Here is a 13,890-nt window from a genome sequence, read left to right as displayed (position 1 = left end):
AATTGCGGTCATCGTTGTTCCAACGCCGGGCGACCGGCCGGATCCCTGAAAGGGAAGGGGAACGGTCATAAATTCAAATCGATCCGGCGGCATTCATCATTTTGGGCTGCCAGGACAGCAACTACCTGTCCCCGCGCCAATTGTATGATCACGTATCTAACCACTGCTAAGCCACATTTTGTAACAGAACAGACCCCGATCGGAAACATATGTGATACTTCGACCGCCTAGCACTCCGCTCGCGAGACAGTCGCAGAACGACACGCGAAGGAGTCTGTCCATGATCGATATTGCCAAGTTTTCCACGTCGCGCCCGCTGCTAGGGCGCGCGATCGCCATTGCGGTCGGATCGCTGATAACCGTTTCTTACGTGCAGTCCGCACGCGCAGAAGAAAGCGGTGTGACGACCGCCCAAGCAAGACCGGCGTCGGACGAGAGCATCCGCCCCTTTCGAATCCACGTCGACCAGAGCCAGCTTGATGATCTCAAGCGACGCATAGCAGAAACACGTTGGCCTGATAAGGAGACTGTCGGCGACATCTCGCAAGGCATCCAGTTGGCTCGTGTCGAGGACCTTGTTCGCTATTGGGGGACGGATTACGACTGGCGCAAAGCCGAAGAACAGCTGAATGCCTTGCCCCAGTTCGTCACGACGATTGACGGCGTCGACATTCATTTCATTCACGTTCGCTCTCGCCATCCGAACGCTCTCCCGGTCATCTTGACGCATGGCTGGCCGGGATCGATCTTCGAGTTCATCAAGACGATCGGGCCTCTCACCGATCCCACGGCCTATGGTGGCAAGCCGGAAGACGCCTTCGATGTGATCATTCCTTCAATTCCCGGTTACGGCTTTTCCGGCCGACCGACAGATCAGGGATGGGGACCTGACCGCGTTGCCCGGGCCTGGGACGTCCTGGTGAAGCGCCTGGGTTACACACATTACGTTTCGCAGGGTGGCGACCACGGCTCGGTGATCTCAGATGCCTTGGCACGGCAAGCACCGGAAGGCTTGCTGGCGATCCACCTGAACATGCCGGCAACCGTCCCGGGCGCTCTCATGCGGGCGATCAACAGTGGCGACGCGGCGCCCGCCGGACTCTCCCCGGCGGAAAAAGGAGCTTACGATTCTCTGAGCGCCTTTTTCGGCCGCAACGCCGCCTACGGCGCTATGATGGTCACGCGGCCGCAGACTATCGGCTACTCGCTCTCGGATTCACCGTCCGGCTTGGCCTCATGGATTTATGAAAAGTTCGTCCAATGGAGCGACAGTGACGGCGTTCCTGAACGCATACTGACCAGAGACGAAATGCTGAACGATATCACTCTCTACTGGTTGACCAATACCGGCGCGTCGTCGTCGCGCTTCTACTGGGAAAACAACAACAATAACTTCAGCTCCGACGCCCAGAAGACGAAGGATATCAAAATCCCGGTCGGCATCACGGTTTTTCCAAAAGAGATCTATAAAGCGCCGGAGAGCTGGAGCCGACAGGCTTATCCTTCCCTCGTTTACTACCATCAGGTGGAGCGCGGCGGACATTTTGCTGCTTGGGAGCAACCCCAACTCTTTGCGGAAGAATTGCGGGCTGCTTTCAAATCGGTTCGCTAACGTCGCTTTTGAGCTGGCGCGGCTCCTTCCGGGGCCGCGGGGGTATCTCGAACTCCGCGTCGGACGTGACCTCCGGAGACTCCGGCTCTAGCGAAGTGCAGCGACACGCGTGGGTCGCATCGGACGGTTGGTGGCCTGCGCCTGCCAGGGACCCACGACTGCCGGCATGCCGGCTTCGACGCACGCGGCCAGGAAAGCCTCCCGTGCAATCAACGGCGCAATAACCCGGTTAAGGGCGCCGCGACAGGTCTTGACGGCGCGCTTGTGGCGCTCCCCATGGCCCAATGGCCATTCATTTTCCAGGAAATCCAAGGCGTCATAGACGCCCGTAAAAGTTCGTTCCAGGCCGCACTGCAGCCGGACCGTCACTGGACGAGTCCAGAGCACATCATTCAGCGGCATTTTCTTCCTCCTTTCGATGCCAGCGTGATCCCGCAAAAATATTGGAAACGGCCTTCGGTTGTTCAAGACCGCAGCGATATCACCTAAATGGCGTATGTCGGACGCTGACTACAGACAAATTCCGCCTGCCGCTGTCGGATGCGTGAGAAAGAGCGCAACAGCTCCTCGGCTGGACTTGCCCGGGCCAGCCAGATCAACCCGTCTCCCTCAACAAAACGGCTGTCGTGCTGGAATGATTCGCCGAGCTGAAAAATCTTTTGCCGCTTCGCCCGGGAGGGCTATATCCTCGAGTGATCTCAATGGACTGGATTGAAATGACTGACACTGTTCTCGACCGCTTTCTCCGTTATATCGTGATCGACACCCAATCCGATCCCTCCTCATCGACGCAGCCTACCACCGAGAAGCAGAAGGATCTCGGACGGCAGCTGGTGGACGAACTGCTGGAAATGGGCCTTTCCGATGCGCATCTCGATGAACACGGCTATGTCTATGCCACCATTCCGGCCAATAGCGGCAAGGCGGTGCCGGTCATCTGTTTCTGCTCCCATATGGATACGGCGCCCGATTTCACCGGCACCGATGTCAAGCCGCAGATCGTCCGGAATTATGCCGGCGGCGATATCAGGCTTAGTGGCGATTCGGGTCGGGTGATCCGTGTCGCCGAGCATCCGGAGCTGAACAACCAGATCGGCAACGACATCGTCACGACCGATGGAACGACATTGCTCGGCGCCGATGACAAGGCGGGACTGGCAGAAATCATGACCGCGGCCCAGATTCTTGTCGACAATCCCGATATCCGCCACGGAACGATCAAGATACTGTTTACGCCCGACGAGGAAGTCGGTCGCGGCGTCAACAAGGTCGACCTGGTCAAACTCGGAGCGGACTTCGCCTATACGATGGATGGCGAGACGGCGGGCCACATTGAGGACGAAACCTTTTCGGCGGACGGCGTCGAGATCAGCATAACAGGCGTGGCGATCCATCCCGGTTTTGCCAAGGACCGTATGGAAAATGCCATCAAGATCGCCGGCGCCATCATCGACCGGCTGCCGAAGGACCTGGCGCCGGAGACGACTGAAGGCAAGCAGGGCTTTATCCATCCAGTCGGCGTGACCGGCTCGATGGAAAAGGCGTCGCTGAGCTTCATCATCCGCGATTTCACCGACGAGGGGTTGGCGGAAAAGGAGGCCTTGCTCGAAGCGATGGTGAAGGAGGTCATGGCCGGCTATCCCGGCTCGACCTATCATTTTGAGGTGACGGAACAATATCGCAACATGAAGACGGTGCTCGACCGCCATCCGGAGATTGTCGCTAACGCGCTTGAAGCCGTGCGCCGTGCCGGCATGACGCCGGTGCGCGGCAGCATTCGCGGCGGCACCGACGGCTCGCGCCTCTCCTTCATGGGGCTGCCGTGCCCGAACATTTTCGCCGGCGGCCATGCCTTCCACTCGCCGCTCGAATGGGTGAGCCGACAGGATATGGAAAAGGCCGTTCAAACGATCGTAGAACTTGCGAAGGTCTGGGAAGAGCGCGCTTAAGACGCTCTTCCTCACTGAACGACATGTCAGCCGCCATTTGCCGGAATGTCCCCGCGCAACATGACGCTGTCATAGGCGGGGCGGGGGGTCGGAATCGCGATCCGCATTCCCGGCTCGGGTCCGGCCGAAGGTTCCGGCGCGGTTACCGGCGCCGTTATCTGCATCGGTGCCGTGCTCGCCGTGGCCATGGGATCGGGAGCCGGCAGGGGAACGGGGACGGCCGAGGGTATCAGAGCCTCGAATTGCGGCGGCAGCATGCTCTCGCCGGGCACATAATTCATCGCCACCTCATAGGAAGGCAGCGGCGGCGGCGTTTGAAGCGTGCCGTTGGAGTCGCGCTTTTCGTAGAAGGCGTTGCCGCCGGCGACCGTCACATAATGCATGTTGTTGTAGGGGAATTTCAGCCCTTCGGTGTGAAAGAACATCGCATCCTTCACCGCGGGATGGCGCGCGCCCTTCAGGAGGATCGCATCGGCGGCGGTGGCAAGCTGCGGTTCGGCCTGCGGCTTGACTTCGCGCGTCATTACGCCGGGCGCAAACTGCTTCTCCTGGGCGACAACGCCACAGATCGACGGCGGGTAGGCGCCTGAAGTCAGCCTGTTCATGACGACGGTGCCGACGGCGAGATAACCGTCTTCGTCGGAATGCTGTGATTCGAAATACATCGCGCGCTTCAGGCAGTCGCGATCCTTGGCGGTATAATTGAAAGTCACTTTCGCCGGTTGAACCTGCGTCGTCTTGGTTTTTGCCGCCGTCGTCGCCGGCTTTGGTGTTGTGGTGCAGCCTGCAGCCGCCAGTCCTACGAATAAAATCCCGACCAGGGATTTTCCAAAGGAAATCTCCGCCCTCAACGCCAGGTGCCTCCTATTGGATTAGTCCAGCCCTTTATGATTAACGCGAAAAGTTTTACCCGGCATGTTACAAGAATACAAACAACCTGCGATCACAAAAAGCCCCGGGGACTCTCGCCATATGCGATTCCTGCGATGATCCCCGCTGCCACCCGCCGCATTATCCCTCAGGTTTGAGGGATCGCAGACAATTCAAGCTGTTACTGCGCGATGTGCGCGCCGGAAAGGCACGTGTGGCGTACTTCACATCAGCTGTGAAAGAGCTTCCAGCGGGTCGGCTTGAAGGCGACTCGATTGCGGTCGAGCCGGTCAGCCTCGCTCGGCGGTAGCTCGATTTCGATATGCGGGCGGTCATTGCCGATATCGAGCTCGATATGGCGCGTACCGGCCACGCGCCGGCTGGAAACGCGCTGACCGGCAATGCAGTTTTCGGCTGATTCGCAGAGCCTGACATCATGCGGGCGGAAGTAGAGCTGCGCCGGTCCATCCGGCTCGCCAGCGGCATTGAGGCCGAGCGAGCGACCTTCGAAGAGGATGTCGCCGCCTGATATATCGACCTGCAGGCAGTTCGATTGACCGATGAAGCCGAAGACGAAGGGCGAGTTCGGATTGTCGTAGACTTCATCGGGTGTTCCGACCTGTTCGATCGCCCCCTGGCTCATGACGACGACCCGGTCGGCAAGCTCAAGCGCCTCGTCCTGGTCGTGGGTGACGAAAACGGTGGTGTGGCCGGTGCGGTCGTGGATCTCGCGCAGCCATTTGCGCAGGTCCTTGCGCACCTGGGCATCGAGCGCACCGAAGGGTTCGTCGAGCAGAAGCACGTTCGGCTCGACGGCCATGGCGCGGGCGAGCGCCACGCGCTGGCGCTGGCCGCCGGAAAGCTGGGCGGGATATCGTTTTTCGAGACCTGATAGCTGGACGAGTTCGAGCAGTTCCAGCGCCCGCCGACGGATGTCTGCTTTCGCTGGACGCCTCGCGCCCTTTCTAACTCTCAGGCCGAAGGAGACGTTGTCGAGCACCGTCATGTAGCGGAAGAGAGCATAATGCTGGAAGACGAAACCGATATTGCGTTGCTGTACTGATTTCTTAGAGGCATCCTCGTCGCCGAAGAAAATCTGCCCTTCGGTCGGGCTTTCCAAGCCGGCGATCAGGCGCAGCAATGTCGTCTTGCCTGAGCCCGAAGGGCCGAGCAGTGCGATCAGCTCGCCCGAGCGGATGTCGAGCGAGACCTCGTGCAGCGCCGGAAAACGATCGAATTCCTTGCGGATGTTTTGAACGCGTACTTCCATTCCAATTCCTTCAGTGCCGCCGGCTGGCGGAGATTTCGGCGCTGTAGCGCATTTCCAGCAGTGTCTTCAAAACAAGAGTCACGAGGGCGAGCAAGGCCAAAAGCGTGGCGACGGCGAAAGCGCCGGTGAAATTATATTCGTTGTAGAGAATTTCCACCTGCAGCGGCATGGTATTCGTCTGGCCGCGAATATGGCCGGAGACGACCGACACGGCGCCGAATTCACCCATGGCGCGGGCGTTGCAGAGCAGCACGCCGTAGAGCAGACCCCACTTGATGTTCGGCAGCGTCACGTACCAGAAGGTTTGCCAGCCGCTGGCGCCGAGCGACAGGGCGGCCTCCTCGTCGGCGGTTCCCTGTTCCTGCATTAATGGGATCAACTCGCGGGCGACGAAGGGGAAGGTGACGAACATGGTGGCGAGCACCAACCCCGGCACGGCGAACAGGATCTTGATGTCATAGGCACTGAGCCATTGGCCGAGCCAGGTATTGGCGCCGAATAGAAGCACGAAAACCAGACCCGATATGACCGGTGAAACCGAGAAAGGCAGGTCGATCAGCGTCGTCAGAAAGGCCTTGCCCTTGAACTCGAACTTGGCGATCGCCCATGCAGCGGCGACCCCGAAGGCGAGGTTGAGCGGCACGCTAATGCCGGCGACGATCAGTGTCAGGCGGATCGCCGAGAAGGTTTCGGCATCGATCAGCGCTTCGAGAAACGGGCCGGCGCCCTTGCGGAAAGCCTCGACGAAGACGGCGGCGAGCGGCAGCAGCAGGATCAGCAGCAGGAAGACGAGCGAAACGGCGATCAGGCTGTAGCGCGCGATCCGGTTTTCGGTCGTCACCGAACGCAGCTTTGCCGGTTGGACGGTCGCATCAAGCGCCATAGCCGTACCTCCGCCTGCTCCAGCTCTGAATGAGGTTGATGACCAGCAGCATGGCGAAGGAGATGATCAGCATGATCGCTGCAATGCCGGTCGCCGCCGCATAATTATATTCTTCGAGTTTGATGACGATCAGCAGCGGGGCGATCTCCGATTTGAACGGCAGGTTGCCGGCGATGAAGATGACCGAGCCGTATTCGCCGACGCCGCGGGCAAAGGCGAGCGCAAAGCCGGTGAGCACGGCCGGCGCCAGTCCCGGCAGCAGCACGCGGAAAATCGTCTGTAGGCGGTTGGCGCCGAGCGTTGCCGCAGCCTCTTCCACCTCCTTGTCGATTTCCTCCATGACCGGCTGCACGGTGCGCACCACGAAGGGAAGGCCGACGAAGATCAGCGCCACGACGATGCCGGCCGGAGTAAAGGCTATCTTGATGCCAAGCGGCGTCAGGAACTGGCCTATCCAGCCGTTCGGCGCATAGAGCGTCGTCAGCGCGATGCCCGCAACGGCGGTCGGCAGCGCGAAAGGCAGATCGACCATGGCGTCGATGATGCGCTTGCCGGGGAACCGGTAACGCACAAGCACCCAGGCGAGGATGATGCCGAAGACGGCATTGACAATAGCGGCGATGAAGGCGCTGCCGAAGCTGATGCGCAGCGCGTTCAAAGTGCGCGGATCGACCGCGATCGACCAGAATTTCTCCCAGCCGAGCGCGCTCGACCGGACGGCGAGGCCCGAGAGCGGGATGAGGATCAGAAGGGTGAGCCAGGTCAATGTAAGGCCGAGCGCCATTCCGAAACCCGGAATGACGCTCGGCCGTTTGAACCGCCACCGCGTGGGGCTATGTGCTTTCATGAAGTCTATTATTGTGCCGGCTTGTAGATTTGGTCAAATACGCCGCCATCCCCGAAGAATTTCGGCTGCGCCTCTTTCCAGCCGCCGAAATCGTCGATGGTGGCAAGCGTCAGCTTCGGGAAGCGGGCAATGTCGGCCGGATCGGCGGCTTCAGGCTTGATCGGCCGGTAATAATGCTTGGCGGCGATCTTCTGGCCTTCATCGGAATAGAGGTAGTTGAGATAGGCTTCGGCGACCTTGCGCGTGCCCTTCTTGTCGACATTGCCGTCAACGACGGCGACCGGCGGGTCGGCACGGATGGAGAAGGTCGGCGTCACGATCTCGAACTGGTCGGGGCCGAGCTCTTCGAGCGAGAGATAAGCTTCGTTTTCCCAGGCGAGCAGCACGTCCCCGAGGCCGCGCTGGACGAAAGTGGTCGTGGCGCCGCGTGCACCGGTATCGAGAACCGGAACGTGCTGCAGCAGCTTGCCGACATAGTCCTGCGCCTTGGCATCATCACCGCCATTCGCCTGCTTGGCCCATGCCCAGGCGGCAAGAAAATTCCAACGGGCGCCGCCCGAGGTTTTCGGATTGGGCGTGATGACCTGCACGTCATCCTTGATCAGGTCGCCCCAATCTTTGATGCCCTTCGGGTTGCCTTTGCGGACGAGGAAAACAATCGTCGAGGTGTAGGGCGTCGAATTGTTCGGGAGCTTGCTCTTCCAATCGGCCGGAATCTTGCCGGTTGCCTTGGCGATGGCGTCGATATCGCCTTCAAGGGCAAGCGTGACGACATCCGCGTCGAGGCCGTCGATGACAGAACGCGCCTGGGCGCCGGAGCCGCCATGAGAGGCTTTGATCGTAACGGTTTCACCAGTGTCCTTCTGCCACTTGGCGGCAAAGGCAGCATTGAAATCCTTGTACAATTCGCGCGTCGGGTCATAGGAAACGTTAAGCAGCGCCTGATCCGCGTATGACGGCGCAACGCTCGCGATGACGAAGCTGCCTGCCATGACCGCGGCTGCGAGGAGCCGGGTGAGCCGTATTGTCTGCATGGGAACCCTCCTGTTTCTGTCTTAACTCTATCAAGTCAGTCGTATAATGAAACGAAACATCTTCCGGTTCTGGGGGGTCGCTTAGAATGTCATTCCATTTGAGGGTCGATTTTGAAATGGACGCGCCAGAGTTGGCCGCGGCCAATCGCACTGCCGCCGCCGCCTTGCCGCAGAACCGTGTTTTTTTCGCCACAGTTCCTCCACATCAGACGCGGGCAATGCTGATTTTTGCCCATGTTTTGCCGCGATGACGCTTGCGGATTCCTATATGGCGGCGGTGCGGTCGTATCGCCGGCCGCTACGTGGGGGCATCCCTTGAAATGCGCCTCACACTCCAAACCTGTTAGGGCCATTCAAAATGAATATCAGAACTATCCTTTTTGCCTCCGTTGCCGCCCTTGCCGCGGCCTCCGGAGCACGCGCAGCCGACGCCATCGTGGCGGCGGAACCCGAGCCCGTGGAATATGTTCGTGTTTGCGACGCCTACGGTACCGGCTATTTTTATATTCCGGGAACGGAAACATGCCTTTCGATCGGCGGTTACATCCGTACCGAAGTGCGCTTCGGTGACAACATTGCCGGCGATTCCGACGTAAACTTCTGGACTCGCGGTCAGGTCACCTTCCAGGCCAAGAACGACACCGAGTACGGCACGCTTACCGGTGTCATGACGCTGCGTTACAACGTCAATAATGCCTCCGATCAGGAAGCGCTGCTGGATGAAGGCTACCTCGATATCGCCGGTTTCCGCGTCGGTAAGCTGTACAGCTGGTGGGACGACGACATGAGCGGCGAGACCGACACGCTTGCCAGCAACGAGACGACCCACAACTCGATCCGTTATCAGTACGAGAATGGTGCCTTCGCGGCCGGCCTCTCGATCGACGAGCTGGAAGAAGACTACGCCACCAAGCCGGGCGAAGGCCCGAACAACTTCGGTGTGGCAGGCCAGGTCTCCTACAAGGCCGGCGCTATCAGCGCTTACCTGCTCGCCGGTTATGACACCGACACCAGCGAAGTCGCGGTCCGCGGTATCGTCTATGCCGATATCGGCCCAGGCACGCTCGGTATTGCCGGCATTTGGGCAAGCGGCGCCAACTACTACTACGAAGAGTCCGAATGGACGATCGCAGCAGAATATGCCTTGAAGATCAACGATAAGTGGAAGATCACTCCCGGCTTCCAGTACTTCGAGAACATCGCTCTCGAAGCTGACGGCAATGGCTTCACCGGCGGAAGCGCCTACACGACCGGTGTGACGATCGACTACCAGATCGTCGAAGACCTGCGTTCGAAGCTCAGCGTGCAATATCACGATGAGGACGAAGGTGACGACGAAGTGTTCGGCTTCCTGCGCTTCCAGCGCGATTTCTAAGATCGTCTGATTGCAGCGAGTGGGGCGCGGCCTTTGGGCCGCGCCTTTTTCATGCCCGTGAATCGGCGATGAAGCCGGAATAGAATTCGTCCGCCGTCCTTGCCTTGCGTATGGCGGCCAGCAAGCCATCCGATTGCAGCCTCCGGGCAATGGCAGACAGCACGTTCAGATATTCGCCGCGGTTGTTCTCCCCGAAAAGCAGCACGAAGGCGATGTCGGTCGGGATATCGTCGATCGCCTCGAAATCCAGTGGCTGCGCGAAACGGATGAGGACGCCGCGCGGGCTCGTCATGCCCTCGATGGCGGCATGCGGAATGGCTATGCCGTTGCCGATGCCCGTGGAGCCGAGCCTCTCACGCGCTTCGAGCTCCTTCAGGATGATTTGGCTGTCGACGGAGAAGGCCCTGGCGGTCTTTTCGGCGATAATCTGCAGCGCGCGCCATTTCGTCGGTGCCGAGACGCCGATGAAAGTGTGCTCCGGCCGGATGATGTTGGGAAGGTTCATGGCATTCTCGATAAGTGTTGTCGAACACCGGGAGAGAGAGATCAGTCCGGTTCCCTGAGCCGATAGCCGACGCCGGTCTCGGTGGTGATATAGTGCGGCTGGTCGGGACTTTGCTCGACCTTTTGCCTGAGCTGCCTGATGTAGACGCGCAGATATTGCACATCGGCTGCCGGCCCCCATACCTGCTTTAAGAGAAACTGGTGTGTCAGCACCTTGCCTGCATGCTGGGCGAGCACGCGCAGGATGTCATATTCCTTCGGCGACAATTTAATCTCCTCGCCGTCAACCTTGACGATGCGCTTGACGAGGTCGACCGATAGCCCGCCAGTCTGGAAGATCGCCTTTTCGCCCTGCTGCTGCAAGCGATGGCGCAGCGCCACGCGGATGCGGGCACCAAGTTCGTTGATGCCGAAGGGCTTGGTGACGTAATCGTCGGCGCCGCTCTCCAGCGCCTTGACGATGCCTGCCTCATCGGTGCGGCTGGACAGGATGACGACGGGTATGGAATGCCCTTCGTCTCGCCATGCCTGCAGCAGGTCATGGCCCGATATGTCCGGCAGGCCGAGATCGAGCAAGATGAGGTCGGGCCTGGAGTCGGCGACCGCCTGACGCGCGCTCGAGGCATTCGGCGCCTCCTGTACTTCATAGCCTTGTGCGGTCAGGCCGACGCGGAGCAGTTTGCGTATCGGAGGCTCGTCGTCGACGACGAGGATTTTGACGGCTGAACCGGTCATTTGAGTTAATCCAGTTTCGGTATGTCGTTGGGTTTCGGCAGACGGATGGTGAAGACCGCGCCGGGGCGGCCCGCCCGGTTTCCGGCGGTGATCGTGCCGCCCATCGCCTCGATGAAGCCGCGGCAGATGGACAGGCCGAGGCCGGTGCCGGCGCGCACCTGATCGCCCTTGCGCACACGGTAGAAGGTGTCGAAGAGACGGGTGAGATCGGCCGCCGGAATGCCCGGGCCCTCGTCCGTGACTTGCAGGACGACGTTATCGGCATCGGCCCAGCCCTCGATGTGGACCACCGATCCCTCAGGGGCATATTTCGCGGCATTGTCGAGAAGGTTGAAGATCACCTGCTCGAACAGGACGGCATCAACACGCACCATCGGCAGGTCAGCGGGAAAACTCGTCTCGGCCTTGTGGTGCTCGAGGATCTTTCCGGCGCGGCGCAGCGCACTGCCGACGATATCGCCGGGATAATGCAGCGCGAAATTCGGCTCCATCGCACCGGATTCGATCTTGGTCATATCGAGAAGGTTGGCAATGAAACGGTTGAGGCGCTCGGATTCGTCGACGACGGTGGAGAGCAGATCGCTGCGATCCTCCTCCGGCATGGCGGCAAAATAATTACGCAATGTGCCGGCGGCGCCGAGGATGGCGGCAAGCGGTGTTTTCAGGTCATGCGATATTGAGGTGAGCAGGGCCGAACGCAGCCGGTCCGCTTCGGCAGCGAGCCTTGCCCGGTCGACATCGGCAACGAGCTGGACGCGTTCGATTGCGAGGGCCGCCTGGTCGGCCAGCGCGTCGAGCAGCCGCTGCTGCTCAGGCGTCAGCAGCGGCCCGTCGCGGCGGTCGCTGTCGAGGCCGATGACACCGACTGCGGTGCGGCCCGTTCTGAGGGGCACATAGAGGCGTTTGGCGCCGGGCAGGGTATCGGCGCCGCGGCCGGCGGCGTGATTGTGCTCCCAGGCCCAGCGGGCGGCGGCGATATCGGCATCGTCGAGCGTATCATCGGGCGGGTAACCGGCCTTGACGGCGATGCTGCCCTCTTCCGGCAAGAGCAACACGACGCGGACCTTCAGCATCGAGGCGAGCTGGAAGGCGGTCGCCCAGAGCACGTCGTCAAGCGTGCCGGTGCCGGCGAGCTTCTTTGAGAAAAGATAGAGATCTTCCGTCGTGCGCGCCCGCTGCCTGGCGGCGGCAGCCTGACGCTGAACGGTCGCGGTCAGGTTGCTGGCAATGATCGCGACGCCCAGAAAGAAGAATAGGGCAAGCACGCTTTCCGGATCGCTAATCGTCAGCGTGTAGCGCGGCGGCAGGAAGAAAAAATTGAAGGACAGTGCACCGAGAATACAGCTGTAGAGCGCCGGCCGTAGCCCATGCAGGACGGCGGAGGTCAGAACCGCCATAAGGAAGACGAGTGCGAGGTTGCGCACGTCGAGCACCTGGTCGAGCACGATGCTGACAGCGAGCGCGACGGCGACATAGACGGTCGCCAGCAGATAGGCTCTGAAATCAAACTGGGGAGCGGAGGCCGCCGCCCGGACCCCGCGTGCGGTGGTGCCGTCCTTCTCATTGCCTGAAATGACATGGACGCTGATCTCGCCGGTCTTGCCGATCAGCTCGTCGGTGATCGAACGGCTCCACCAGTCGCGCCATGTCGCCGCCTTGGGAGCGCCGATGACGATGTGGGTGACATTGTTGGCGGTGGCATGGCGGACGAGCTCTTCGGCCACTTCGCGGCCGGGAATGGTAATCGCCTCGCCGCCGAGCTGTTCCGCAAGACGCAGCGTCGCGGCAACGGTGTCGCGCTCGACTTCGGTCAGATTGACCGAACGGTTGGTCTCGACATAGACGGCGGCCCAGGGCGCACGCAGGCGCGAGGCCATGCGGGCTGCATATCGCACCAGCGAGGCGGAGCGTGGGTGATGGTCGACGGAGACGAGGACACGTTCACCTGCCGCCCATGGGCCGGAGATCGCATGAGCCTGCATATGGGTGAGCAGCTGATCGTCGACGCGCTGGGCGGTCTTTCGCAGCGCCAGTTCTCGCAGCGCCGTCAGGTTGCCCGGGGTGAAATAGTTGGTCAGCGCCCGCTCGGCGGTGCGGGGCACGTAGACCTTGCCGTCATGCAGCCGCTTGATCAGATCGTCCGGGGTCAGATCGATGATCTCGACGTCGTCGGCAAGGTCGATGATCGAATCCGGCACCGTCTCACGCACGCGGATCCGGGTGATCTGAGAGACGACGTCGTTCAGGCTTTCGACATGCTGGATGTTGAGCGTCGTGTAGACGTCGATGCCGCGATCGAGCAATTCCTTGACATCGAGGTAGCGCTTCGGATGGCGGCTACCCTCGGCATTGGTATGGGCGAGTTCGTCGACCAGCACGAGATCGGGTCTGCGGGCGAGGATGCCGTCGAGGTCCATTTCCTCGAGCGGGCGGCCCTTATAGTCGATTTTGACTCGGGGGATGATCTCGAAACCGGCGAGCAGCGCCTCGGTCTCCTTGCGGCCGTGGGTTTCGACGACGCCGATGACGACGTCGAGACCGTCGGCGATCTTGGCACGGCCGGAGATCAGCATTTCGTAGGTCTTGCCGACACCTGGGGCGGCGCCGAGGAAAATCTTCAGACGGCCGCGCATCTCTGCCCGGGCTCTTTCGAGAAGGGCATCGGGCGAGGGCCTGCCGGCCTGGTCGCGATTGTCGTCTGGCATGTGTGTGGTCTTTCTGCAGATGGCCACCGAGAATGCGTTACGTCCGTACCCTCATCAACTCAGTGCAGCCGAGGTGCCGGCATTGTTTGGTTCAGCTGGCGGGCCG

12 protein-coding genes are annotated in these 13,890 nt (G+C 60.7%); 3 read left to right on the top strand and 9 right to left on the bottom strand.

The genetic code is table 11. The features are described 5' to 3' along the window. Window positions 1-280: 280 nt before the first annotated feature. On the top strand, window positions 281-1,612 hold the full coding sequence (locus FFR93_RS29060) for an epoxide hydrolase (RefSeq protein WP_064707191.1): 1,332 nt from the start codon (window positions 281-283) through the stop codon (window positions 1,610-1,612). 87 nt (window positions 1,613-1,699) lie between these two features. Here FFR93_RS29060 and FFR93_RS29055 read toward each other — a convergent pair whose 3' ends face one another. Continuing rightward, on the bottom strand, window positions 1,700-2,014 hold the full coding sequence (locus tag FFR93_RS29055; RefSeq protein WP_064707190.1) for a DUF982 domain-containing protein: 315 nt from the start codon (window positions 2,012-2,014) through the stop codon (window positions 1,700-1,702). A 314-nt stretch (window positions 2,015-2,328) separates the two neighbouring features. Between FFR93_RS29055 and pepT the strand changes: the two genes are divergently transcribed. Next, the gene (gene pepT / locus FFR93_RS29050) at window positions 2,329-3,561 is read left to right on the top strand and encodes a peptidase T (RefSeq protein WP_138395694.1); all 1,233 of its coding nucleotides are present in this window, start codon (window positions 2,329-2,331) and stop codon (window positions 3,559-3,561) included. A 26-nt stretch (window positions 3,562-3,587) separates the two neighbouring features. Here the strand turns inward: pepT and FFR93_RS29045 are convergent, their stop codons facing one another. The 5 genes from FFR93_RS29045 to FFR93_RS29025 form a co-directional block, all read right to left on the bottom strand. Then, window positions 3,588-4,412 (bottom strand): cell wall hydrolase, encoded by an 825-nt coding sequence (locus tag FFR93_RS29045; protein WP_064707189.1) that lies wholly within the window; start codon window positions 4,410-4,412, stop codon window positions 3,588-3,590. Between the two features lie 248 nt (window positions 4,413-4,660). Then, complete coding sequence (locus FFR93_RS29040; protein ID WP_138395693.1) at window positions 4,661-5,701, bottom strand: sulfate/molybdate ABC transporter ATP-binding protein; 1,041 nt, start codon at window positions 5,699-5,701, stop codon at window positions 4,661-4,663. Window positions 5,702-5,711: 10 nt separating this feature from the next. Continuing rightward, window positions 5,712-6,584, bottom strand: a complete 873-nt coding sequence (cysW, locus tag FFR93_RS29035; RefSeq protein ID WP_138395692.1) for a sulfate ABC transporter permease subunit CysW — start codon at window positions 6,582-6,584, stop codon at window positions 5,712-5,714. After that, window positions 6,574-7,431, bottom strand: coding sequence for a sulfate ABC transporter permease subunit CysT (gene cysT, locus FFR93_RS29030; protein WP_064707186.1), 858 nt, complete (start codon window positions 7,429-7,431; stop codon window positions 6,574-6,576). Before cysT ends, cysW begins: the two co-directional genes overlap by 11 nt. A gap of 8 nt (window positions 7,432-7,439) precedes the next feature. Continuing rightward, entirely contained in the window at window positions 7,440-8,465 is a 1,026-nt protein-coding gene (locus FFR93_RS29025; RefSeq protein ID WP_138395691.1) for a sulfate ABC transporter substrate-binding protein, read from the bottom strand. A gap of 358 nt (window positions 8,466-8,823) precedes the next feature. On the opposite strand from FFR93_RS29025, the gene FFR93_RS29020 reads away from it, so the two are divergent. Then, complete coding sequence (locus FFR93_RS29020) at window positions 8,824-9,840, top strand: porin (RefSeq protein WP_064707184.1); 1,017 nt, start codon at window positions 8,824-8,826, stop codon at window positions 9,838-9,840. A 49-nt stretch (window positions 9,841-9,889) separates the two neighbouring features. Here FFR93_RS29020 and FFR93_RS29015 read toward each other — a convergent pair whose 3' ends face one another. The 3 genes from FFR93_RS29015 to FFR93_RS29005 are packed head-to-tail and all read right to left on the bottom strand — an operon-like array spanning window position 9,890 to window position 13,784. Next, a complete protein-coding gene (locus FFR93_RS29015) occupies window positions 9,890-10,345 on the bottom strand; it encodes a PTS sugar transporter subunit IIA (protein ID WP_138395690.1) in 456 nt (151 codons plus the stop codon). Window positions 10,346-10,386: 41 nt separating this feature from the next. Further along, window positions 10,387-11,079, bottom strand: a complete 693-nt coding sequence (locus FFR93_RS29010) for a response regulator transcription factor (protein WP_138395689.1) — start codon at window positions 11,077-11,079, stop codon at window positions 10,387-10,389. Between the two features lie 5 nt (window positions 11,080-11,084). After that, complete coding sequence (locus FFR93_RS29005) at window positions 11,085-13,784, bottom strand: sensor histidine kinase KdpD (protein ID WP_138395688.1); 2,700 nt, start codon at window positions 13,782-13,784, stop codon at window positions 11,085-11,087. Between the last annotated feature and the right edge of the window lie 106 nt (window positions 13,785-13,890).

This window comes from Rhizobium sp. MHM7A (assembly GCF_005862215.1).
In the GTDB taxonomy this organism is placed as follows: domain Bacteria; phylum Pseudomonadota; class Alphaproteobacteria; order Rhizobiales; family Rhizobiaceae; genus Rhizobium; species Rhizobium bangladeshense.
Note: the sequence above shows the minus strand (reverse complement) of the source record. Positions and strands in the feature narration are given on the sequence as shown.

Bases quoted from the DNA above. Each gene is read 5' to 3' on its own strand.
- FFR93_RS29060 (WP_064707191.1), top strand. From the start codon at position 281: ATGATCGATATTGCCAAGTTTTCCACGTCGCGCCCGCTGCTAGGGCGC.
- FFR93_RS29055 (WP_064707190.1), bottom strand. From the start codon at position 2,014: ATGCCGCTGAATGATGTGCTCTGGACTCGTCCAGTGACGGTCCGGCTG.
- pepT (WP_138395694.1), top strand. From the start codon at position 2,329: ATGACTGACACTGTTCTCGACCGCTTTCTCCGTTATATCGTGATCGAC.
- FFR93_RS29040 (WP_138395693.1), bottom strand. From the start codon at position 5,701: ATGGAAGTACGCGTTCAAAACATCCGCAAGGAATTCGATCGTTTTCCG.
- cysW (WP_138395692.1), bottom strand. From the start codon at position 6,584: ATGGCGCTTGATGCGACCGTCCAACCGGCAAAGCTGCGTTCGGTGACG.
- cysT (WP_064707186.1), bottom strand. From the start codon at position 7,431: ATGAAAGCACATAGCCCCACGCGGTGGCGGTTCAAACGGCCGAGCGTC.
- FFR93_RS29025 (WP_138395691.1), bottom strand. From the start codon at position 8,465: ATGCAGACAATACGGCTCACCCGGCTCCTCGCAGCCGCGGTCATGGCA.
- FFR93_RS29020 (WP_064707184.1), top strand. From the start codon at position 8,824: ATGAATATCAGAACTATCCTTTTTGCCTCCGTTGCCGCCCTTGCCGCG.
- FFR93_RS29015 (WP_138395690.1), bottom strand. From the start codon at position 10,345: ATGAACCTTCCCAACATCATCCGGCCGGAGCACACTTTCATCGGCGTC.
- FFR93_RS29010 (WP_138395689.1), bottom strand. From the start codon at position 11,079: ATGACCGGTTCAGCCGTCAAAATCCTCGTCGTCGACGACGAGCCTCCG.
- FFR93_RS29005 (WP_138395688.1), bottom strand. From the start codon at position 13,784: ATGCCAGACGACAATCGCGACCAGGCCGGCAGGCCCTCGCCCGATGCC.